30 protein-coding genes are annotated in these 18,834 nt (G+C 34.7%); all 30 read right to left on the reverse strand.

Going from position 1 to position 18,834, the window contains the following annotated elements; translation table 11 throughout:
* Nucleotides 1-133: 133 nt before the first annotated feature.
* The 30 genes from ctlX to rplB all read right to left on the reverse strand — a co-directional run bounded on the left by ctlX (nt 134) and on the right by rplB (nt 18,828).
* Nucleotides 134-1,069, reverse strand: coding sequence for a citrulline utilization hydrolase CtlX (gene ctlX / locus LNP27_RS01325; protein WP_229942748.1), 936 nt, complete (start codon nt 1,067-1,069; stop codon nt 134-136).
* A gap of 75 nt (nt 1,070-1,144) precedes the next feature.
* The gene (locus LNP27_RS01330; RefSeq protein ID WP_229942749.1) at nt 1,145-2,059 is read right to left on the reverse strand and encodes a dimethylarginine dimethylaminohydrolase family protein; all 915 of its coding nucleotides are present in this window, start codon (nt 2,057-2,059) and stop codon (nt 1,145-1,147) included.
* 65 nt (nt 2,060-2,124) lie between these two features.
* Nucleotides 2,125-3,408, reverse strand: coding sequence for a citrate synthase (locus LNP27_RS01335; RefSeq protein WP_229942750.1), 1,284 nt, complete (start codon nt 3,406-3,408; stop codon nt 2,125-2,127).
* A 158-nt stretch (nt 3,409-3,566) separates the two neighbouring features.
* Nucleotides 3,567-4,859 (reverse strand): phosphopyruvate hydratase, encoded by a 1,293-nt coding sequence (gene eno / locus LNP27_RS01340; RefSeq protein ID WP_229942751.1) that lies wholly within the window; start codon nt 4,857-4,859, stop codon nt 3,567-3,569.
* A gap of 402 nt (nt 4,860-5,261) precedes the next feature.
* Complete coding sequence (gene carA / locus LNP27_RS01345) at nt 5,262-6,362, reverse strand: glutamine-hydrolyzing carbamoyl-phosphate synthase small subunit (protein ID WP_229942752.1); 1,101 nt, start codon at nt 6,360-6,362, stop codon at nt 5,262-5,264.
* A 343-nt stretch (nt 6,363-6,705) separates the two neighbouring features.
* Complete coding sequence (gene rplQ / locus LNP27_RS01350; protein ID WP_229942753.1) at nt 6,706-7,194, reverse strand: 50S ribosomal protein L17; 489 nt, start codon at nt 7,192-7,194, stop codon at nt 6,706-6,708.
* A 63-nt stretch (nt 7,195-7,257) separates the two neighbouring features.
* Nucleotides 7,258-8,250 carry a DNA-directed RNA polymerase subunit alpha gene (locus LNP27_RS01355; RefSeq protein ID WP_229942754.1) on the reverse strand — a complete coding sequence of 331 codons (993 nt, stop codon included), beginning with the start codon at nt 8,248-8,250 and terminating at the stop codon, nt 7,258-7,260.
* A gap of 21 nt (nt 8,251-8,271) precedes the next feature.
* The gene (rpsD, locus tag LNP27_RS01360) at nt 8,272-8,877 is read right to left on the reverse strand and encodes a 30S ribosomal protein S4 (RefSeq protein WP_066334062.1); all 606 of its coding nucleotides are present in this window, start codon (nt 8,875-8,877) and stop codon (nt 8,272-8,274) included.
* An 88-nt stretch (nt 8,878-8,965) separates the two neighbouring features.
* Nucleotides 8,966-9,349: a 30S ribosomal protein S11 gene (gene rpsK, locus LNP27_RS01365; RefSeq protein WP_024981527.1), complete on the reverse strand. Its 384-nt coding sequence runs from the start codon at nt 9,347-9,349 to the stop codon at nt 8,966-8,968.
* Nucleotides 9,350-9,357: 8 nt separating this feature from the next.
* Entirely contained in the window at nt 9,358-9,732 is a 375-nt protein-coding gene (gene rpsM / locus LNP27_RS01370; RefSeq protein ID WP_072992272.1) for a 30S ribosomal protein S13, read from the reverse strand.
* Between the two features lie 2 nt (nt 9,733-9,734).
* On the reverse strand, nt 9,735-9,851 hold the full coding sequence (gene ykgO, locus LNP27_RS01375) for a type B 50S ribosomal protein L36 (protein ID WP_008992256.1): 117 nt from the start codon (nt 9,849-9,851) through the stop codon (nt 9,735-9,737).
* A gap of 12 nt (nt 9,852-9,863) precedes the next feature.
* Nucleotides 9,864-10,079: a translation initiation factor IF-1 gene (gene infA, locus LNP27_RS01380; protein WP_007136545.1), complete on the reverse strand. Its 216-nt coding sequence runs from the start codon at nt 10,077-10,079 to the stop codon at nt 9,864-9,866.
* A gap of 4 nt (nt 10,080-10,083) precedes the next feature.
* Nucleotides 10,084-11,430 (reverse strand): preprotein translocase subunit SecY, encoded by a 1,347-nt coding sequence (secY, locus tag LNP27_RS01385; RefSeq protein ID WP_229942755.1) that lies wholly within the window; start codon nt 11,428-11,430, stop codon nt 10,084-10,086.
* Nucleotides 11,431-11,443: 13 nt separating this feature from the next.
* Nucleotides 11,444-11,896: a 50S ribosomal protein L15 gene (rplO, locus tag LNP27_RS01390; RefSeq protein WP_066081007.1), complete on the reverse strand. Its 453-nt coding sequence runs from the start codon at nt 11,894-11,896 to the stop codon at nt 11,444-11,446.
* Nucleotides 11,897-11,907: 11 nt separating this feature from the next.
* Nucleotides 11,908-12,090: a 50S ribosomal protein L30 gene (gene rpmD, locus LNP27_RS01395; protein ID WP_035668100.1), complete on the reverse strand. Its 183-nt coding sequence runs from the start codon at nt 12,088-12,090 to the stop codon at nt 11,908-11,910.
* Between the two features lie 12 nt (nt 12,091-12,102).
* Nucleotides 12,103-12,630, reverse strand: coding sequence for a 30S ribosomal protein S5 (gene rpsE / locus LNP27_RS01400; RefSeq protein ID WP_072992282.1), 528 nt, complete (start codon nt 12,628-12,630; stop codon nt 12,103-12,105).
* A 6-nt stretch (nt 12,631-12,636) separates the two neighbouring features.
* Entirely contained in the window at nt 12,637-12,987 is a 351-nt protein-coding gene (gene rplR / locus LNP27_RS01405; protein WP_121925772.1) for a 50S ribosomal protein L18, read from the reverse strand.
* Between the two features lie 11 nt (nt 12,988-12,998).
* Nucleotides 12,999-13,541 carry a 50S ribosomal protein L6 gene (rplF, locus tag LNP27_RS01410; protein ID WP_229942756.1) on the reverse strand — a complete coding sequence of 181 codons (543 nt, stop codon included), beginning with the start codon at nt 13,539-13,541 and terminating at the stop codon, nt 12,999-13,001.
* A gap of 18 nt (nt 13,542-13,559) precedes the next feature.
* Entirely contained in the window at nt 13,560-13,958 is a 399-nt protein-coding gene (gene rpsH, locus LNP27_RS01415; RefSeq protein ID WP_229942757.1) for a 30S ribosomal protein S8, read from the reverse strand.
* 123 nt (nt 13,959-14,081) lie between these two features.
* Nucleotides 14,082-14,351, reverse strand: coding sequence for a 30S ribosomal protein S14 (rpsN, locus tag LNP27_RS01420; RefSeq protein WP_007136553.1), 270 nt, complete (start codon nt 14,349-14,351; stop codon nt 14,082-14,084).
* A 3-nt stretch (nt 14,352-14,354) separates the two neighbouring features.
* Complete coding sequence (rplE, locus tag LNP27_RS01425) at nt 14,355-14,906, reverse strand: 50S ribosomal protein L5 (RefSeq protein WP_121925769.1); 552 nt, start codon at nt 14,904-14,906, stop codon at nt 14,355-14,357.
* A 2-nt stretch (nt 14,907-14,908) separates the two neighbouring features.
* Nucleotides 14,909-15,223, reverse strand: coding sequence for a 50S ribosomal protein L24 (gene rplX / locus LNP27_RS01430; protein ID WP_229942758.1), 315 nt, complete (start codon nt 15,221-15,223; stop codon nt 14,909-14,911).
* An 11-nt stretch (nt 15,224-15,234) separates the two neighbouring features.
* Nucleotides 15,235-15,603, reverse strand: coding sequence for a 50S ribosomal protein L14 (gene rplN / locus LNP27_RS01435; protein WP_026717863.1), 369 nt, complete (start codon nt 15,601-15,603; stop codon nt 15,235-15,237).
* Nucleotides 15,604-15,605: 2 nt separating this feature from the next.
* Nucleotides 15,606-15,866, reverse strand: coding sequence for a 30S ribosomal protein S17 (rpsQ, locus tag LNP27_RS01440; protein WP_072992295.1), 261 nt, complete (start codon nt 15,864-15,866; stop codon nt 15,606-15,608).
* Nucleotides 15,867-15,883: 17 nt separating this feature from the next.
* The gene (gene rpmC, locus LNP27_RS01445) at nt 15,884-16,075 is read right to left on the reverse strand and encodes a 50S ribosomal protein L29 (RefSeq protein WP_229942759.1); all 192 of its coding nucleotides are present in this window, start codon (nt 16,073-16,075) and stop codon (nt 15,884-15,886) included.
* A gap of 13 nt (nt 16,076-16,088) precedes the next feature.
* A complete protein-coding gene (gene rplP, locus LNP27_RS01450) occupies nt 16,089-16,514 on the reverse strand; it encodes a 50S ribosomal protein L16 (protein WP_007803637.1) in 426 nt (141 codons plus the stop codon).
* Between the two features lie 19 nt (nt 16,515-16,533).
* Entirely contained in the window at nt 16,534-17,295 is a 762-nt protein-coding gene (gene rpsC, locus LNP27_RS01455; protein ID WP_039110223.1) for a 30S ribosomal protein S3, read from the reverse strand.
* A 6-nt stretch (nt 17,296-17,301) separates the two neighbouring features.
* Nucleotides 17,302-17,712: a 50S ribosomal protein L22 gene (gene rplV / locus LNP27_RS01460; protein ID WP_007136561.1), complete on the reverse strand. Its 411-nt coding sequence runs from the start codon at nt 17,710-17,712 to the stop codon at nt 17,302-17,304.
* A 6-nt stretch (nt 17,713-17,718) separates the two neighbouring features.
* Nucleotides 17,719-17,997, reverse strand: a complete 279-nt coding sequence (rpsS, locus tag LNP27_RS01465; RefSeq protein ID WP_007136562.1) for a 30S ribosomal protein S19 — start codon at nt 17,995-17,997, stop codon at nt 17,719-17,721.
* Between the two features lie 6 nt (nt 17,998-18,003).
* Nucleotides 18,004-18,828, reverse strand: a complete 825-nt coding sequence (gene rplB, locus LNP27_RS01470; RefSeq protein ID WP_229942760.1) for a 50S ribosomal protein L2 — start codon at nt 18,826-18,828, stop codon at nt 18,004-18,006.
* Nucleotides 18,829-18,834: the final 6 nt, after the last annotated feature.

An 18,834-nucleotide genomic window follows, 5' to 3' on the forward strand; every position in this document is an offset into this window, starting at 1 on the left:
TAATCCTTCTAATCATACAAATCTGTGGCTAAAAATTTTAAAAGCTAAGGCAATTTTCGCTAAATGTGCAAAACTCCATTTGGAATAAAAAAATGCGCTGAAAAGAATTAAAAGCCATCATAGCGCTGAAAAGTTAGTTTGTTGGCAAGAAAACTTCCGCCATCATACATCTTGCACTTCCACCACCGCAAGCCTCTATGGTATCAAAACTTGAACTCAGTATTTCAGCATGTTTTTCTAATTGCTGAATTTGTGCAGGAGTCAAACATTGATGCGCAGCGGCACTCATAACTAAATATCTTTTATCATTAGCCCCTCGCACTTCTAGCATGTTTCCAGCAAAAGTGTTTACTTGAGCTTCAGTGATCAAAATGATTTCTTTATTATTTTCTTTCAGATTATCAAGAACCATTTTACGCTCTTTCTTGTCATCAATACATTCCGCACAAATTACCGCAAAAGTTTCACCTAAGCACATCATTACATTAGTGTGGTAAATCAGTTTTCGTTCCCCATCAACAGTTTGAAAAGCTTCAAAAATAACTGGAGCATAATCAAAATCCTCACAGAATTCGATAAACAATTCTTCATCAGCTCTAGGAGACAAAGCACAATAGGCTTTATTGTTTTCTCTATCTAAAAGCAAGCTTCCTGTTCCTTCTAGATAAAAACCATCTTCCTCAGCCGAAGTATAGTCTACGATATTATTGATTACAAAACCTTTGTCTTCCAATATATCTAATATTTCTTCACGGCGCTCTGCACGGCGATTTTCAGCAAACATGGGATACATTGCTACATCTCCATTTTCATGAAAAGAAATCCAGTTATTTGGAAAAATACTATCTGGCGTATCTGGATCTAAAGTATCATCAACCACAGTTACATCAACACCAACTGCACGTAATTTTTCGACAAAAGTGTCAAACTCTTGTTGTGCTTTAGCATTTACAGTCGCTGGCAAAAGTCCATCTAATACTTTTTGATAATAATTATTCACTGCGGTTTGCTCATTCATTCGAAACGCTACAGGGCGAATCATTACTATAGAATTTGTTGTTTGTTTCATATCTTTTTAGTTTAATGTTTAATAATTTAAAGTTTACTATTGAACAACATTAAACTTTAAACCGTAAACAAATATTTATTCTCTAATTAAAGGCAAAGTAGAACAGCGCAATAATCCTTCTTGCTTTGCAATTTCTGCATAAGGAATTTCTTCAACTACAAAACCGTTTGAGCGCAACCAATTATTCAATCGGGTGAAATTTCTCTCTGAAACTACAACATTCGTGTCAATAGAAAAAACATTAGAATTCATATTATACATTTCCTCTCGTGTAATGTGAAACAAATTCTTTTCGCCAAATAGTTTCACTAGAAATAAATAATCAGCCTCTTGGCGGAAACCATTTTTGTAAATAATTCCTTTGTTCGTCCCAACTGGTTGAAAACAACAGTCCAAATGCAAAGCATTATCACGAGCTTCACTTTTAGATTTAATCAAATCAAATTCTTTGATAATTTTATTCGGAAATAAGTCTTTAATATATTGAACTCCTTCCTTATTTGTTCGAGCCGTGATGAAATCTTTGTAATCACTGCCTTTGTACGTACCAATGAAAATATATTCATTCCACAACATTACATCGCCACCTTCAATATGGGCTTCCTCTGGTGGTCTAACTACTTTATCAGGATTAATTTGGTCAATAATATATTGAATCGCTTCTAGCTCTCGCTCTCGCTCCGGTAAAATATTTGATTTTATAAAAACATCGTTAATAACAAATCCGATATCTCTTGAAAAGATTTGATTGTAGTTCTCAATCATTTCTGGACGAAAAACGGTAACATTATATTTTTGTAGTACCGTACTAAAAGCTTCCATTTCATTTACCATATCTTTCTCAAGCGGGTAAGTGCCGGCTAAAATATGCTCTAATGATTTTGGGTCGTATGCCTCTTCAACCTTTGGAGTAGGTCCATTATGTACCGCTGAACCTAAAACTACAGTTTTCAGTCTGGAAGTTTCATTATTTATATTTAACTGTAACATCTTTATACCACTTTTAGCAAATATAAAAAAAGCTCCACAATTTTGTGAAGCTTTTGAAATTGTATTTATCTTTTATCTGAGGGTGTAAAATCGCGTAGCGGATGTCCTGTGTAAATTTGTCTAGGTCTTCCTATCGGTTCTTTATTTTCACGCATTTCTTTCCATTGTGCGATCCAACCTGGTAAACGTCCAATTGCAAACATCACTGTAAACATATCAGTAGGGATTCCTAATGCTCTGTAAATAATTCCAGAATAGAAATCTACGTTTGGATATAATTTTCTAGAAACAAAATACTCATCTACAAGTGCTGATGCCTCTAATTTCTTAGCAATAGCAAGAATTGGATCATCTACTCCTAAAGTTGATAATACTTCGTCAGCTGCTTTTTTGATAATTTTGGCTCTTGGATCGAAGTTTTTATAGACTCTATGACCAAATCCCATCAAACGGAATGGATCATTTTTATCTTTGGCTTTAGCCAAATATTTATCTGCATCACCACCAGTTCTGTGAATTTCTTCTAACATTTCAAGCACTGCTTGGTTAGCGCCTCCATGTAAAGGTCCCCAAAGTGCTGAAACACCAGCTGAAATTGAAGCAAATAAACCTGCATGTGAGGAACCTACCATTCTAACAGTTGATGTAGAACAGTTTTGCTCGTGATCAGCATGTAGAATAAATAATTTATCTAAAGCATCTACAACAATTGGGTTTGGTTTGTAAGGTTCGTTAGGCAATTCAAACATTAATCGCATAAAATTCTCTACATATCCTTTTGTATTATCATAATAATTTAGAGGATAACCCATGCTTTTTCTGTACGTCCATGTTGCAATAACTAAGAATTTAGCCATTGTTTTACAAACAGCTTCGTACATTTCTTTTTCATTATCAACATTAACTGATTTTGGATTAAAAGCAGTCAATGCACTTGTCAACGCAGCTAACACACCCATTGGATGAGCTGTTTTTGGAAAACCATCAATGATGCTCTTCATTTCTTCATTGACTAAAGTATATCTTCTGATATCTTTTTCAAATTGTTCTAATTGAACTGCTGTTGGTAACTCTCCAAAAATAACTAAATAAGCAACTTCAAGAAAATGGCCTTTTCCAGCTAAATCTTCAATTGAATAACCTCTGTAACGTAGAATTCCAAGTTCACCATCTAAGAAAGTGATTTTACTAGTACATGAACCTGAATTTTTGTAACCTGGATCGAGTGTTATCATTCCTGATAAATCTCGTAATTTACTAATGTCGATACCAATCTCGTTTTCACTGCCTTCTACAATAGGTAGTTCAAATTTCTCACTATCAACCTCTAATATTGCTGTTTTCGACATAATATATTTGAAATAACTTTTAAAAATAATAATTTACCAAATCTAGGGAATTTAGCATTAAATAAAAAGAGAATAACACAATGAATATGTTAAATATAACAAAAAAACTGCTCCTTTTTGAGGAACAGTTTTTTTATGATAAAAATTATATCGAAAAATTATTTTATTTTGAATGCGTTTTTTCCTGGAAAATAAGCAGTATCTCCTAATTCTTCTTCAATTCTCAATAATTGATTGTATTTAGCCATACGATCAGAACGAGATGCTGAACCTGTTTTGATTTGGCCACAGTTTAATGCTACGGCTAAATCAGCGATTGTGTTATCTTCAGTTTCTCCTGAACGGTGAGACATTACAGAAGTGTATCCTGCATTTTTAGCCATATTCACCGCTGCAATAGTCTCTGTCAAAGTTCCAATTTGGTTTACTTTAATAAGGATAGAGTTAGCAATTCCTCTTTCGATACCAGTTGACAAACGCTCTACATTAGTAACGAATAAATCATCACCAACTAATTGTACTTTATCACCAATTTTCTCAGTTAATAATTTCCATCCATCCCAGTCATTTTCATCCATCCCATCTTCGATAGAGATAATTGGATATTTAGCTACTAATTCAGCTAAATAATCTACTTGCTCCGCCGATGATCTTACCTTTCCAGTTTCACCTTCAAACTTAGAATAGTCATACTTACCATCAACATAAAACTCTGCAGCTGCACAGTCTAAAGCAATCATAATTTCATCTCCAAAAGTATATCCAGCGTTTTCAACTGCTTTTTTGATTGTATCTAAAGCATCTTCAGTTCCACCAGGAAGATTTGGTGCAAAACCACCTTCATCACCTACAGCTGTAGAAAGACCTCTATCGTGCAATACTTTTTTCAAACTGTGAAAAATTTCAGTTCCCATTTGCATGGCTTGAGAAAAAGTAGTGGCTTTAACTGGAAAAATCATAAATTCTTGAAACGCAATAGGCGCATCAGAGTGTGATCCTCCATTGATGATATTCATCATAGGAACTGGCAACGTGTTCGCTGAAACACCACCTACATATCTGTATAAAGGTAATCCTAACTCATTTGCAGCTGCTTTAGCGACAGCAAGAGATACACCTAAAATTGCATTTGCACCTAAATTAGATTTGTTTGCAGTTCCGTCTAAATCAATCATCATTTGATCAATAAGATTTTGTTCGAAAACGGATACTCCTAAAAGTTCTTCAGCAATAAGTGTATTAACATTCTTCACCGCATTTAAAACCCCTTTTCCAAGATACGCTTTTCCTCCATCACGCAACTCAACAGCTTCATGCTCACCAGTAGAAGCTCCAGATGGAACTGCTGCTCTTCCTAAAACACCGTTGTCTGTTACTACATCTACTTCTATAGTAGGATTTCCTCTAGAATCGAAAATTTGTCTTGCGTGAATTTTGATAATTATACTCATAATACTAAATTTTTAAATTTAAAATACAAATATATCCTATCTTTTTGAATCATAATATGAAAACAATGAATCTTATTAACGAAAACGATGTAATTCTTTTTTAAAAACCCGAGGCAACCGTTTGTCCAGAAAACGACAATAATTATAGCTAACACAAATAGAAATTATAATCCTGATATAATAATTAGGGCTAATATCAAAATTATAGATAGCCATTAAGAACATTAAATCACGTTATGTAAAAATCACACCAAATACTTTAGTCGAGATGCAGAATATAATTACTTAGGCCTCGCACTCTTAATAACATATTTAATCAATGATCATAAAAAAAGGGATTGACTTTTTTACAAAAGCCAATCCCTAAATACTATAAATTCTGCACCTGAAAGCAGACCAAAATTATCGCTTAATATTTTCAATAAATTGATCGAATAAATAAGAAGAATCGTGTGGACCGGGACTCGCCTCAGGATGATATTGAACAGAGAAGCAATTTTTATTTTTCATGCGCATTCCAGCAACAGTTCCGTCATTAAGATGAAGATGTGTAATTTCTAGATCAGCATTAGCTTCTAGTTCTTCTTTGTTGACAGCAAAACCGTGATTTTGAGAAGTAACTTCACCTTTACCATTAATTATGTTTTTTACAGGGTGATTGATTCCTCTATGACCGTTGAACATTTTATAAGTCGAAATACCGTTAGCCAAACCAATCACTTGGTGCCCAAGACAGATTCCGAATAAAGGTTTGTCATTTTCCAATATCTCTTTAGCAACTTGAATAGCACCAGATAGTGGTTCTGGATCTCCAGGACCATTCGATAAAAAGAAACCATCAGGATTAAAAGAGGCTAGATCTTGATACGTAGCATCGTACGGAAATACCTTGATATAACAATCTCTTTTAGCTAAATTACGTAATATGTTAGTCTTTATTCCTAAATCAAGTGCAGCTATTTTGTATGTAGCATTCTCATCTCCGTAAAAGTATGCCTCTTTAGTAGAAACTTTAGAAGCCAGTTCTAAACCTTTCATGTCCGGAACATTAGCTAAAGCGATTTTCAAATTCTCAACAGAAGTACCATCTGTGCAAATTACTGCATTCATAGCTCCGTTATCACGAATATAACTAACCAATGCTCTTGTATCTACATCAGAGATACAAATAAGATTTTGCTTTACAAAATAATCTTCTAAACTTCCAGAAGCATCTTCACGAGAATAATTAAAGCTGAAATTCTTACAAACTAATCCAGCAATTTTGATGCTTTGTGATTCTACTTCCGAATCATTTACACCATAATTTCCGATATGTGCATTAGTAGCTACCATTAACTGCCCAAAATACGAAGGGTCAGTAAAAATTTCTTGGTAACCGGTCATTCCTGTATTAAAACAAACTTCTCCAAAAGTAGTTCCACTGATACCAATAGATTTCCCGTGAAAAATAGTTCCATCACTTAGTAAAAGTATAGCGCTTTGTCTTGTTGTGTATTTCATTAGTTGATTTCTAAATGTTGTAATGTGTTATAGAACTCGCATAGCGCGTTTCACTTGTAGTTAATTATTGTGCAAATTTAATTTATTAAAATAGCCAAAACAAAAAATTTAAAGAAATATATGATTTTAAACTTTCTTTATAAAAGTTGTTAGAAAGTAAACATTCCTAACATAGCCCTGATGGAAGCGGCATCCTTATTGCCCAGAGTTTGGGCAAGAAGATATAGCGAACAGCAGGACAAACCATGTTCTGAAATTTAGGCTTCTTCTAAAAAAAATCAAAAAAAAAGGATAAACTATAAATAGCTTATCCTTAATTTTTATTGAATGATTATCTTCATAATTATTCAGCAGCGTCAGTAGTAGTTTCTGTTTCAGCAGCTGCAGCTTCGGTAGCTTCATCTGCCTTCTTAGTTTTAGCACCACGACGGCTTTTTGCTTTTTTAACTTCTTTTTTACCACCATTGTAAAGTTCGTTAAAATCTACAAGTTCGATCATTGCCATATCAGCATTATCTCCTAAACGATTTCCAACTTTAATGATACGAGTGTATCCACCTGGACGGTCACCCACTTTAGCAGCTACGTCTCTGAACAAGTCAGTTACCGCATATTTGCTACGTAAATAAGCAAAAACGATACGACGATTGTGAGTCGTATCAGATTTAGATTTTGTTATTAAAGGCTCAACAAATTGTTTAAGCGCTTTCGCTTTAGCAACAGTAGTGTTAATACGTTTGTGCTCGATAAGAGAACAAGCCATATTAGCTAACATAGATTTTCTATGCGCTGTCTGTCTGCTTAAGTGGTTGAATTTTTTTCCGTGTCTCATGACGTGTTTTTTTATACTTTCATCTTGATGCTATCCATTTTGGAGATCAAAATATGAAGTAATTTATTCTTTATCTAATTTGTATTTGGCTAAGTCCATACCGAAGTTTAAATTTTTAACTGCAACAAGTTCATCAAGTTCAGTTAAAGATTTTTTACCAAAATTACGGAATTTCATTAGGTCATTTTTATTGAACGATACTAAATCACCAAGTGTATCAACTTCAGCCGCTTTCAAACAATTTAATGCTCTCACAGAAAGATCCATATCTACAAGCTTAGTTTTAAGCAATTGTCTCATATGTAATGATTCTTCATCATACGATTCTGTTTGTGCAATTTCGTCAGCCTCAAGTGTAATTCTTTCATCAGAGAACAACATGAAGTGGTGAATTAGAACTTTTGCAGCTTCAGTAAGAGCATCTTTTGGATTGATAGAACCATCAGTTTTAATTTCAAAAACTAATTTTTCATAATCTGTTTTTTGCTCTACACGGAAGTTTTCAATAGCATATTTTACATTTTTTACCGGAGTAAAAATTGAATCAGTAAAAATAGTTCCAATTGCAGCATTCTGTTTTTTATTCTCCTCAGCAGGAACATATCCTCTACCTTTTTCGATTGTTAAATCGAAATTCAGTTTGATTTTACTATCTAAATTACAGATAACTAGTTCTGGATTCAGAACTTGGAAACCTGAAAGAAATTTTTGAAAATCACCAGCTGTTAATTGATCTTTACCTGAAACAGAAATAGTAACTGCTTCATTATCTATATCTTCAATTTGACGTTTGAAACGTACTTGTTTTAGATTAAGAATGATTTCGGTAACGTCTTCAACAACTCCTGGAATAGTAGAAAACTCATGATCTACACCTTCAATGCGAACAGATGTAATTGCATAACCTTCTAATGCTGAAAGCAAAACTCTTCTAAGTGCATTACCAACAGTCAATCCGTAACCAGGTTCTAAAGGTCTAAACTCAAATTTACCTTCAAAATCGGTTGAATCGATCATGATAACTTTATCGGGCTTCTGAAAATTAAATATTGCCATAAATTTCGACTAAGTCAATTATTATTTGTTGTACAACTCTACGATTAATTGTTCTTTAATATTTTCTGGAATTTGAAGTCTAGCTGGTACAGAAACAAAAGTACCTTCTTTGACGTCATTGTTCCAAGTAATCCACTCATAAACATGACTTGAATTAGATAAAGAACGTTCGATAGCCTCTAAAGATTTAGATTTTTCACGAACTGCAACTTTGTCACCTGGTTTAAGGTGGTAAGATGCGATATTAACAACATCACCATTTACAGTAATATGTCTATGAGAAACTAATTGTCTAGCACCTCTTCTAGAAGGAGCAATACCCATTCTAAAAACTACGTTATCTAATCTTGCTTCACATAATTGCAAAAGAACTTCACCAGTAACACCTTTAGTAGCTGATGCTTTTTTAAATAAACCTCTGAATTGTTTTTCTAAAATTCCGTACGAATATTTAGCTTTTTGCTTTTCCATTAACTGGATTGCATACTCAGATTTTTTACCTCTTTTTTTAGCCATCCCGTGTTGTCCAGGTGGGTAACTTCTTCTTTCAAATGCTTTATCGTCTCCGAATATTGCTTCGCCAAATTTACGAGCAATTCTAGTTTTTGGACCAGTATATCTTGCCATTTCTAAAAATTATTAAGGTAGAGATTATGAATTCAGGTCATATCCTTCGATAATCGTTTATTCTACCTAGTTATACTTAAATATTTTATTAAACTCTACGTCTTTTTGGAGGACGACATCCGTTGTGAGGCATTGGAGTAACATCGATAATCTCTGTAACTTCAATTCCACCGTTATGTAAAGAACGGATAGCAGACTCACGTCCGTTTCCTGGTCCTTTTACATAAACCTTAACTTTTTTCAATCCAGCTTCAAGAGCTACTTTACTACAATCTTCTGCTGCCATTTGGGCTGCGTATGGAGTGTTCTTTTTAGAACCTCTAAAACCCATTTTTCCAGCTGAAGACCAAGAAATAACTTCACCTTTTTTGTTTGTTAAAGAAATGATGATATTGTTAAAAGTAGCAGAAATATGAGCTTCTCCCGTTGATTCAACGATAACTTTACGTTTTTTTGCAGTTGCTTTAGCCATATTACTTATTATTTAGTTGCTTTTTTCTTGTTAGCAACAGTTTTTCTTTTACCTTTTCTAGTTCTAGAGTTGTTTTTAGTTCTTTGTCCTCTTAACGGAAGACCAGATCTATGACGGATACCTCTATAACATCCAATATCCATTAAACGTTTGATGTTTAAAGAAACTTCAGAACGTAATTCTCCTTCAATTTTGAAAACTCCAACAGCTTCACGAATTGCTCCGATTTCGTCGTCATTCCAATCTTGAACTTTTTTATCTTGGCTTACTTGAGCTTTTTCTAAAATCTCAATAGCTCTACTTTTTCCTAATCCAAAGATATAGGTAAGTGCTATAACACCTCTCTTGTTTTTTGGGATATCTACCCCTGCTATTCTTGCCATAATTATCCTTGTCTTTGTTTAAATCTAGGATTCTTTTTGTTTATTACGTACAATCTCCCTTTTCTTCGCACAATTTTGCACTCGGGACTTCTCTTTTTTACTGAAGCTCTAACTTTCATTTTGAATATCCTTTAATATCTATAAGTAATTCTTGCTTTTGACAAATCGTAAGGGCTCATTTCTAGTTTCACTTTATCACCAGGTAATAATTTGATGTAATGCATACGCATTTTTCCAGATATATGGGCGATTACTATATGTCCATTCTCTAACTCTACACGGAACATAGCATTTGATAATGCTTCAATTATTGAACCGTCTTGTTCTATTGCTGATTGTTTTGCCATAAAGTTAAGCTACTGCTTTTCTATTTTTTCCACTTTTCATTAAACCATCATAATGTCTATTCAACAAATATGAATTGATTTGCTGCATTGTATCGATGGCAACACCAACCATAATTATTAATGAAGTACCTCCAAAAAACATTGCCCAAGATTGCTGTACATCCATTATACTTACAATTATTGCTGGGAACACAGCAATTAGAGCTAGAAATAAAGATCCTGGAAAAGTTATTAAAGACATCACTTTGTCAAGATAATCAGAAGTTTCAACTCCTGGACGAATCCCTGGAATAAAACCACCGCTTCTCTTCAAATCGTCCGACATTTTATTAGTAGGAACAGTAATGGCTGTGTAAAAGAAAGTAAATACAATTATTAAAGTTGCAAATACTAAATTATACCAAAAACCAAACATGTTACTAAAAGCACCAACTACAGACTGTGATGCATCAGATTTTGACAAACCGGCTAAAGCAGCTGGTATAAACATAATTGCTTGAGCAAAGATGATTGGCATAACTCCTGAAGCATTAAGCTTCAGAGGAATCCATTGTCTGTTACCATTCAACATGTCTTGTTCGAAATCACCTGAAGTTGTACGACGCGCATACTGTACAGGAATTTTCCTAACAGCCATAACAAGTAATACACAACAAATAATAACTAATAACCAAACGATGATTTCAATAATCAACAACATTGGACCACCATTATTATTAGTAATCCTACTTGTCGCCTCTTGAATAAAAGCCTCTGGCAATCTAGCCAAAATACCAACCATAATCAATAATGATATTCCATTTCCAATTCCCTTATCAGTAATTTTTTCTCCTAACCACATGGCAAATATTGTACCTGTAACTAAAATAACCACTGATGAAAACAAAAATTCGAATGAATTGAACCCTAGTAAAAATGCATTACCAGGTAATGTTCTATACAAATTATAGATATAAGTTGGACCTTGAACTAACGTAATTGCAATTGTCAACCAACGAGTAATTTGATTAATCTTTTTTCTACCGCTTTCTCCATCACTCTGAAGTTTTTGCAAATAAGGAATTGCAATCCCCATTAACTGAACAACAATAGAAGCAGAAATATATGGCATTATGCCCAAGGCAAAAACGGAAGCTTTAGAAAAAGCACCTCCAGTAAACATATCTAAAATAGATCCGATACCATTTTTGGTTTGACCAGCTAAACTTGTTAATTGAGTTGCGTCAATTCCTGGAAGTGTAACGTGAGCTCCAAAACGATAAACTAAAAGAATTCCTAAAGTTATTAAGATTCTGTTTTTTAGTTCCTCAATTTTCCAAACATTACTTATTGATTCTATAATTTTCTTCATACTAATTGAAAAATTACATTGTTACCGCTTCTCCACCAGCAGCTTCAATAGCAGCTTTTGCAGTAGCAGTAAATTTGTGAGCGGTTACTTTTAATTTTGCTGTCAATTCACCTCTACCTAAAATCTTAACGATTTCATTTTTAGTAGCTAAACGATTAGCAACATAAACTGTCATATCAACAGTATCTTTAATAACACCATTATCAACTAATAGTTGAAGTGTATCAAGATTTACACCTTCGTAATCTTTACGATTGATGTTTGTGAAACCAAACTTAGGCACACGTCTTTGAAGTGGCATTTGCCCACCTTCAAATCCAATCTTTTTAGAATAACCAGAACGAGATTTTGCTCCTTTGTGTCCTCTTGCAGAAGTACCACCTTTTCCAGAACCTTCTCCTCTACCTAATCTTTTATTTTGATTGTGTGTAGAACCTTCAGCAGGTTGTAAGTTACTTAAATTCATAACAGTATTTGTTATTTAGTTTCTTCAACAGAAACTAAGTGTTTAACTTTATTTATCATACCAAGGATTGTAGGATTTGAATCATGCTCTACAACTTGTCCCATTTTACGTAGACCTAAAGCTTCTAATCCTCTTTTTTGAGTAAGCGGACAGTTGATTTTGCTTCTAACTTGTTTTACTAATAATTTAGCCATAATTTCCTTGATTTAACCTTTAAAAACTTTTTCTAAAGAAATACCTCTTTGTTTTGCAACAGCATAAGCACTTCTCATTTGTAATAAAGCATCAAAAGTTGCTTTTACTACGTTGTGAGGATTTGAAGATCCTTGTGATTTAGATAATACATCATGAATCCCTACTGACTCAAGAACTGAACGAACAGCTCCACCAGCAATAACTCCTGTACCATGAGAGGCAGGAATTAAAAATACACGTGCACCACCAAATTTACCTTTTTGTTCGTGAGGAACTGAAAGACCATTCAAAGGAATCTTAACTAGATTTTTCTTAGCATCTTCTACTGCCTTCGCAATTGCTTCAGAAACGTCTTTAGATTTCCCTAAACCATGTCCAACTACTCCATTTTCATCACCTACAACTACAATAGCAGAAAAACCAAAAGCTCTACCACCCTTTGTAACCTTAGTAACACGATTTACACTTACCAAACGATCTTTTAATTCAAGACCACTTGGTTTTACTAACTCTACATTCTTGTATTTACTATTAGACATACTATATTAGAATTTAAGTCCAGCCGCTCTTGCGCCTTCCGCTAATGATTTAATACGACCGTGATATAAATAACCTCCTCTATCGAAAGTTACTACCTCTATTCCGGCTTTTAAAGCTTTTTCAGCAACTAGTTTTCCAACTGCTGTAGCCACTTCGATATTCGTACCGTTACCTATTTCTTTTTCTCTTGAAGAAGCTGCTAGTAAAGTAACACCGTTTACGTCATCAATAAGTTGAGCGTAAATTTCTTTGTTACTTCTAAATACAGAAAGTCTTGGATTTGTAGCAGTACCACTAATCGTTTTTCTAATTCTGAATCTAATTCTTTGTCTTCTTTCAGGTTTTGTTAATGACATAATCTTATTTTTTAAGCTGATTTACCTGCTTTTCTTCTTAATACTTCACCTACAAATTTAACACCTTTTCCTTTATAAGGCTCAGGCTTACGGAAACCTCTAATTTTCGCAGCTACCTGACCTAAAAGTTGTTTGTCAAATGATGTTAATTTAACTATAGGGTTCTTACCTTTTTCAGAGATTGTTTCTAAAGTAACTTCAGGAGCAATTTCTAAAACAATATTGTGAGAGAATCCAAGTGCTAAATCTAATTTTTGTCCTTGATTTGAAGCTCTATAACCAACTCCAACCAACTCTAAAGACTTAGTAAAACCTTCTGTAACACCGATAATCATATTATTGATTAAAGATCTGTACAAACCGTGCTTTGCTCTTTGGTCTTTGTGATCCGACGATCTTTCAACTTGAACTTGATCGCCTTCAACCGTAACAGTAACGTCCGAAAACTCCTGAGTTAGTTGACCATTTTTTCCTTTTACTGTAATAATACCGTTTGCAACTTCAATTGTTACTCCCGCTGGTATTGTTACTGGACTTTTACCTATTCTTGACATCTTTATATAGTCTTTAAATTAGTATACGTAACAAATTACTTCACCACCTACGTTCAATTGTTTTGCTTTCTTTCCAGTCATTAAACCTTTTGAAGTTGACACGATAGCAATACCTAACCCGTTAAGGATTCTAGGAATAGATGCAGAACTTGAATATTTACGTAAACCTGGTTTACTAATTCTTTGGATATCTTTAATTACTGGCTCTTTCGTATCTTTATCATACTTTAAAGCGATTTTGATTGAACCCTGAACAGCGTTGTCCTCAAATTTGTAACTCAAGATATAACCTTGATCAAATAAGATCTTAGTTATTTCTTTTTTTAGATTAGATGCAGGAATTTCGACAACTTTGTGGTTTGCAGCCACAGCGTTACGAACTCTTGTCAAATAATCAGCAATAGGATCTGTATACATTATGTATCAATTTGCGGTTTTGGTTTTCGATGAACTATTCAGCGAACCTGAAACCAGTTTATAAATATTAAAGATACAGACGAAACTAGGTTGCGTCTGTATCTGTACGTAATAAATTACGTTTTACCAAGATGCTTTTTTAACACCTGGAATCAATCCGTTATTTGCCATTTCACGAAATGTAACACGTGAAAGACCGAATTGACGCATATATCCTCTTGGTCTACCTGTTAATTTACAACGATTGTGCAAACGAACTGGTGAAGCATTTTTCGGTAACTTTTGCAAACCTACGAAATCTCCAGCTTCTAACAAAGCTTTTCTTTTCTCAGCATACTTAGCAACTGTTTTTTCTCTCTTAACCTCGCGGGCTTTCATTGATTCTTTAGCCATGTCTTAATTCTTTTTAAAAGGTAATCCTAATTCTGTTAATAGAGACTTTGCTTCTTTATCCGTTTTTGCAGACGTTACAAAAGTGATATCCATACCTGATATTTTGTTTACTTTGTCAATATCAATTTCCGGGAAAATGATTTGCTCTAAAACACCAAGATTATAATTTCCTCTTCCGTCAAAACCAGTAGCTTTAATACCACTGAAATCTCTTACACGTGGTAAAGCTGAAGTAACAAGTCTATCCAAAAACTCATACATTCTTTCTCCACGTAGAGTAACTTTTGCTCCAATCGGCATCCCTTTTCTCAATTTAAAAGACGCAACGTCTTTCTTAGAGATAGTAGATACTGCTTTCTGTCCAGTGATCTTTGTTAACTCATCAACTGCATAGTCAATTAGTTTTTTATCAGATACAGCTGCACCAACTCCTTTACTTAAAACGATTTTTTCCAATTTAGGAACTTGCATTACGTTTACGTATCCGAATTCCTCTTTAAGAGCAGCTATTACTCTGCTCTTATATTCTTCTTTTAGTCTAGGTATATACGCCATTACTATAGTACTTGATTAGATTTTTTTGAAAATCTTACTTTCTTATCTCCTTCTACTCTAACACCTACTCTAGTTGTCTCCTTAGTTTTAGGATCAATTAAAGAAATGTTAGATATTTGTATAGAAGCTTCTTTCTTTACAATACCACCTTGAGGGCTTTTTGCACTTGGTTTAGTATGTTTACTAACCATGTTTACACCTTCAACAATCGCTTTGTTCTTGTCTTTGTACACACGTAATACTTTACCTTCAGCACCTTTATGGTCTCCAGCAATTACCCTTACGATGTCACCTGATTTTATTTTTAGCTTTATCATCTTAAAACGAATTAAAGCACTTCTGGTGCTAATGATACAATTTTCATGAATTGTTTTTCACGAAGTTCTCTTGCTACTGGACCAAAAACACGAGTTCCTCTCATTTCCCCTGCAGCGTTCAAAAGAACACATGCATTGTCATCGAAACGGATATAAGAACCATCAGCTCTTCTCACTTCTTTCTTGGTACGTACCACAACTGCAGTTGAAACAGCTCCTTTTTTAACGCTTCCGTTAGGTGCTGTATCTTTGATAGAAACTACAATTTTGTCACCAACAGAGGCATACCTTCTTTTGGTACCTCCTAAAACACGGATAGTTAAAACTTCTTTAGCTCCTGTGTTATCTGCTACTTTTAATCTTGACTCTTGTTGTACCATAATTATTTAGCTCTTTCTAAGATTTCAACTAACCTCCAACATTTAGTTTTACTTAAAGGACGCGTTTCGCTAATCCTTACAGTATCTCCAATGTTACAGTCGTTCATTTCGTCGTGTGCGTGATACTTTTTAGTTTTCAACACGAACTTACCGTATAATGGGTGTTTTACTTTACGAACTTCAGCAACAACAATCGACTTGTCCATTTTGTCTGAAGTTACAACACCAATTCTCTCTTTTCTTAAATTTCTTTTTTCTTCCATCTTTCCGCAGACTACAGTTATTGTAACTCTCTTTTAGTAAGTTCTGTAGCTAATCTAGCAACCACTCTTCTCGCACTTCTAATTTGAAGCGGGTTCTCAATTGGTGAAATAGCATGCGCCATTTTTAGATCAGCATATGTTTTCTTAGACAAGCTAAGATTCTCTTGCAACTGTGCTGCAGAAAGACCTTTTATTTCTGATTGTTTCATAATATAATATAGATTATGCTTCGAAATCTCTAGCAACAACGAACTTAGTTTTTACTGGAAGCTTTTGAGCTGCAAGACGTAACGCCTCTTTTGCAACTGACAAAGGTACTCCTCCAACTTCAAACATAATTCTTCCGGGTTTAACAACAGCAGCCCAATATTCAACGGCTCCTTTACCTTTACCCATACGTACCTCAAGAGGCTTCTTAGTAATTGGTTTGTCTGGAAATATTTTGATCCATAATTGTCCTTCTCTTTTCATAAAACGAGTTGCAGCGATACGCGCAGCTTCGATTTGACGAGAGGTTAAGAACATTCCATCTTCATGTACAGATTTAATACCAAACATTCCATTAGAAAGTTCATGCCCTCTTTGAGAGTTTCCTTTCATTTTACCCTTTTGTACCTTACGGTATTTTGTTCTTTTAGGCTGTAACATTTTACTTTAGTTTAAAAATTTACTTTCGTTTACGAGCGTCTGGTTTTCCACCTTTGTTAAAAGGCTTTCTATCTCCTCTTGGAGAATCACCACCTTTACCTCCACCAGTACCAGATTGTTTTTTGTCCATTCCAGCAAGCGGAGAAAGATCTCTCTTTCCATAAACTTCACCTTTCATGATCCACACTTTGATACCCATTCTACCATAAGTAGTATGCGCTTCAGCTAATGCATAATCAATGTCGGCTCTGAAAGTTGATAGAGGAATTCTTCCTTCTTTGAAACCTTCTGAACGTGCCATCTCTGCACCATTCAAACGACCAGAAATCAAAACTTTGATACCTTCAGCGTTCATACGCATAGAAGCAGCAATAGCCATTTTGATTGCACGTCTGTAAGAAATACGGCTTTCGATTTGACGACAGATGCTTGTAGCAACTAGATACGCGTCAAGTTCAGGTCTTTTTATTTCAAAGATGTTGATTTGAACCTCTTTGTCAGTAATTTTCTTAAGTTCTTCTTTCAACTTGTCTACCTCTTGTCCACCTTTTCCGATAATAATACCAGGTCTAGCAGTAGTGATAGTAACGGTTACAAGTTTCAAAGTTCTCTCGATGATTACTTTTGATACACTAGCTTTTGATAAACGAGCATGGATATACTTTCTGATTTTGTGATCTTCGGCAAGTTTATCACCATAATCATTTCCACCATACCAGTTTGAGTCCCATCCTCTGATGATACCAAGTCTATTTCCAATTGGATTTGTCTTTTGTCCCATCTTGTATTAAATTGCTTGTGTGTTATTAATAGATCCAAGCACGATTGTTACGTGATTAGAACGTTTTCTAATTCTGTGAGCACGACCTTGTGGAGCAGGACGAAGTCTTTTCAACATCATTCCACCATCTACTGTAATCGTTTTAACAAATAAACCTGCTTCTTCCATATTAGCGTCAGGGTTTTTTGCTTGCCAGTTGGCAATAACAGATAAAACCAATTTCTCTAATTTTCTTGAAGCTTCTTTAGAACTAAATCTTAAGATGTTCAATGCTCTCTCTACCTTCTGACCTCTTACCAAGTCCGCTACTAAGCGCATTTTTCTAGGTGAAGTAGGGCAGTTATTCAATTTTGCGAAAGCTATAGACTTATTAGCCTCTTTTCTCGCATCTGCTGTTTCTCTTTTACGAACTCCCATTGCTTCTTATTTTTTACCTTTATTTTTTGCTCCAGCATGACCTCTAAAAGATCTAGTTGGTGAAAATTCTCCTAATTTGTGACCTACCATGTTTTCTGTTACGTAAACTGGTACAAATTGACGACCGTTATGAACTGCGATAGTTTGTCCAACAAAGTCTGGAGTAATCATAGAAGCTCTAGACCAAGTCTTAACCACTCCTTTATTTCCACCTGCAATGTTTTCTTGAACTTTCTTGTCTAACTTATAATGAACGAAAGGTCCTTTTTTTAATGAACGTGCCATATCTTATTATTTCTTTCTACGTTCTACGATATACTTGTTACTCGGGTTTTTCTTAGAACGAGTTCTATAACCTTTAGCTGGTATTCCATTTCTTGAACGTGGATGTCCACCAGAAGAACGTCCTTCACCACCACCCATTGGGTGATCGACAGGGTTCATTGCAACAGGTCTTGTTCTAGGTCTTCTACCTAACCATCTTGTTCTACCTGCTTTACCAGATACAACTAATTGGTGGTCAGAATTTGAAACCGCTCCAATTGTAGCCGAACAAGTTAACAAGATTAATCTTGTTTCACCAGAAGGCATTTTGATTGTAGCATATTTTCCATCTCTTGCCATTAATTGAGCAAATGTTCCAGCAGAACGAGCGATTACAGCTCCTTGTCCTGGTCTCAATTCGATACAAGAAATTACAGTTCCTAATGGAACTCTACTTAAAGGTAATGTATTACCAATTTCAGGTTGAGATTCTGGACCAGAAACTAATTTCTGACCTACTTTCAATCCGTTTTGAGCAATAACATAAGTTTTCTCACCATCAGCATAAACTAATAATGCGATAAACGCAGTACGATTTGGATCATATTCGATTGATTTCACTGTAGCTGGAATTCCTTCTTTTGTACGTTTGAAATCAATAATACGATATCTCTGCTTGTGACCACCACCCGTATAACGCATGGTCATCTTTCCTTGACTATTTCTACCTCCAGAGTTTTTTATCGGCGCTATCAAAGAGCGTTCCGGCTTATCAGTTGTAATGGCGTCATAACCATTCACAACTCTAAATCGCTGACCTGGGGTAATAGGTTTTAATTTTCTTACTGACATTTTATC

This window comes from Flavobacterium galactosidilyticum (assembly GCF_020911945.1).
In the GTDB taxonomy this organism is placed as follows: domain Bacteria; phylum Bacteroidota; class Bacteroidia; order Flavobacteriales; family Flavobacteriaceae; genus Flavobacterium; species Flavobacterium galactosidilyticum.

Bases quoted from the DNA above. Each gene is read 5' to 3' on its own strand.
- rplP (WP_007803637.1), bottom strand. From the start codon at position 16,514: ATGTTACAGCCTAAAAGAACAAAATACCGTAAGGTACAAAAGGGTAAA.
- eno (WP_229942751.1), bottom strand. From the start codon at position 4,859: ATGAGTATAATTATCAAAATTCACGCAAGACAAATTTTCGATTCTAGA.
- ctlX (WP_229942748.1), bottom strand. From the start codon at position 1,069: ATGAAACAAACAACAAATTCTATAGTAATGATTCGCCCTGTAGCGTTT.
- rpmC (WP_229942759.1), bottom strand. From the start codon at position 16,075: ATGAAACAATCAGAAATAAAAGGTCTTTCTGCAGCACAGTTGCAAGAG.
- rpsD (WP_066334062.1), bottom strand. From the start codon at position 8,877: ATGGCAAGATATACTGGTCCAAAAACTAGAATTGCTCGTAAATTTGGC.
- LNP27_RS01355 (WP_229942754.1), bottom strand. From the start codon at position 8,250: ATGGCAATATTTAATTTTCAGAAGCCCGATAAAGTTATCATGATCGAT.
- rplV (WP_007136561.1), bottom strand. From the start codon at position 17,712: ATGGGAGTTCGTAAAAGAGAAACAGCAGATGCGAGAAAAGAGGCTAAT.
- rpsM (WP_072992272.1), bottom strand. From the start codon at position 9,732: ATGGCAAGAATAGCAGGGGTAGATATCCCAAAAAACAAGAGAGGTGTT.
- rplQ (WP_229942753.1), bottom strand. From the start codon at position 7,194: ATGAGACACGGAAAAAAATTCAACCACTTAAGCAGACAGACAGCGCAT.
- LNP27_RS01335 (WP_229942750.1), bottom strand. From the start codon at position 3,408: ATGTCGAAAACAGCAATATTAGAGGTTGATAGTGAGAAATTTGAACTA.
- rplF (WP_229942756.1), bottom strand. From the start codon at position 13,541: ATGTCAAGAATAGGTAAAAGTCCAGTAACAATACCAGCGGGAGTAACA.
- rpsK (WP_024981527.1), bottom strand. From the start codon at position 9,349: ATGGCTAAAGCAACTGCAAAAAAACGTAAAGTTATCGTTGAATCAACG.
- infA (WP_007136545.1), bottom strand. From the start codon at position 10,079: ATGGCAAAACAATCAGCAATAGAACAAGACGGTTCAATAATTGAAGCA.
- ykgO (WP_008992256.1), bottom strand. From the start codon at position 9,851: ATGAAAGTTAGAGCTTCAGTAAAAAAGAGAAGTCCCGAGTGCAAAATT.
- rpsC (WP_039110223.1), bottom strand. From the start codon at position 17,295: ATGGGACAAAAGACAAATCCAATTGGAAATAGACTTGGTATCATCAGA.
- rplR (WP_121925772.1), bottom strand. From the start codon at position 12,987: ATGTCATTAACAAAACCTGAAAGAAGACAAAGAATTAGATTCAGAATT.
- rplN (WP_026717863.1), bottom strand. From the start codon at position 15,603: ATGGTACAACAAGAGTCAAGATTAAAAGTAGCAGATAACACAGGAGCT.
- carA (WP_229942752.1), bottom strand. From the start codon at position 6,362: ATGAAATACACAACAAGACAAAGCGCTATACTTTTACTAAGTGATGGA.
- rpsN (WP_007136553.1), bottom strand. From the start codon at position 14,351: ATGGCTAAAGAATCAATGAAAGCCCGCGAGGTTAAGAGAGAAAAAACA.
- rplE (WP_121925769.1), bottom strand. From the start codon at position 14,906: ATGGCGTATATACCTAGACTAAAAGAAGAATATAAGAGCAGAGTAATA.
- rpsH (WP_229942757.1), bottom strand. From the start codon at position 13,958: ATGTATACAGATCCTATTGCTGATTATTTGACAAGAGTTCGTAACGCT.
- rplX (WP_229942758.1), bottom strand. From the start codon at position 15,223: ATGATAAAGCTAAAAATAAAATCAGGTGACATCGTAAGGGTAATTGCT.
- rpsS (WP_007136562.1), bottom strand. From the start codon at position 17,997: ATGGCACGTTCATTAAAAAAAGGACCTTTCGTTCATTATAAGTTAGAC.
- secY (WP_229942755.1), bottom strand. From the start codon at position 11,430: ATGAAGAAAATTATAGAATCAATAAGTAATGTTTGGAAAATTGAGGAA.
- rpsQ (WP_072992295.1), bottom strand. From the start codon at position 15,866: ATGGAAGAAAAAAGAAATTTAAGAAAAGAGAGAATTGGTGTTGTAACT.
- rplO (WP_066081007.1), bottom strand. From the start codon at position 11,896: ATGAATTTAAGTAACTTACAACCTGCTGAAGGTTCTACACACAATCAA.
- rpsE (WP_072992282.1), bottom strand. From the start codon at position 12,630: ATGTCTAATAGTAAATACAAGAATGTAGAGTTAGTAAAACCAAGTGGT.
- rplB (WP_229942760.1), bottom strand. From the start codon at position 18,828: ATGTCAGTAAGAAAATTAAAACCTATTACCCCAGGTCAGCGATTTAGA.
- LNP27_RS01330 (WP_229942749.1), bottom strand. From the start codon at position 2,059: ATGTTACAGTTAAATATAAATAATGAAACTTCCAGACTGAAAACTGTA.
- rpmD (WP_035668100.1), bottom strand. From the start codon at position 12,090: ATGGCTAAATTATTAGTAAAACAAGTTAGAAGCAAAATCAACTGTCCG.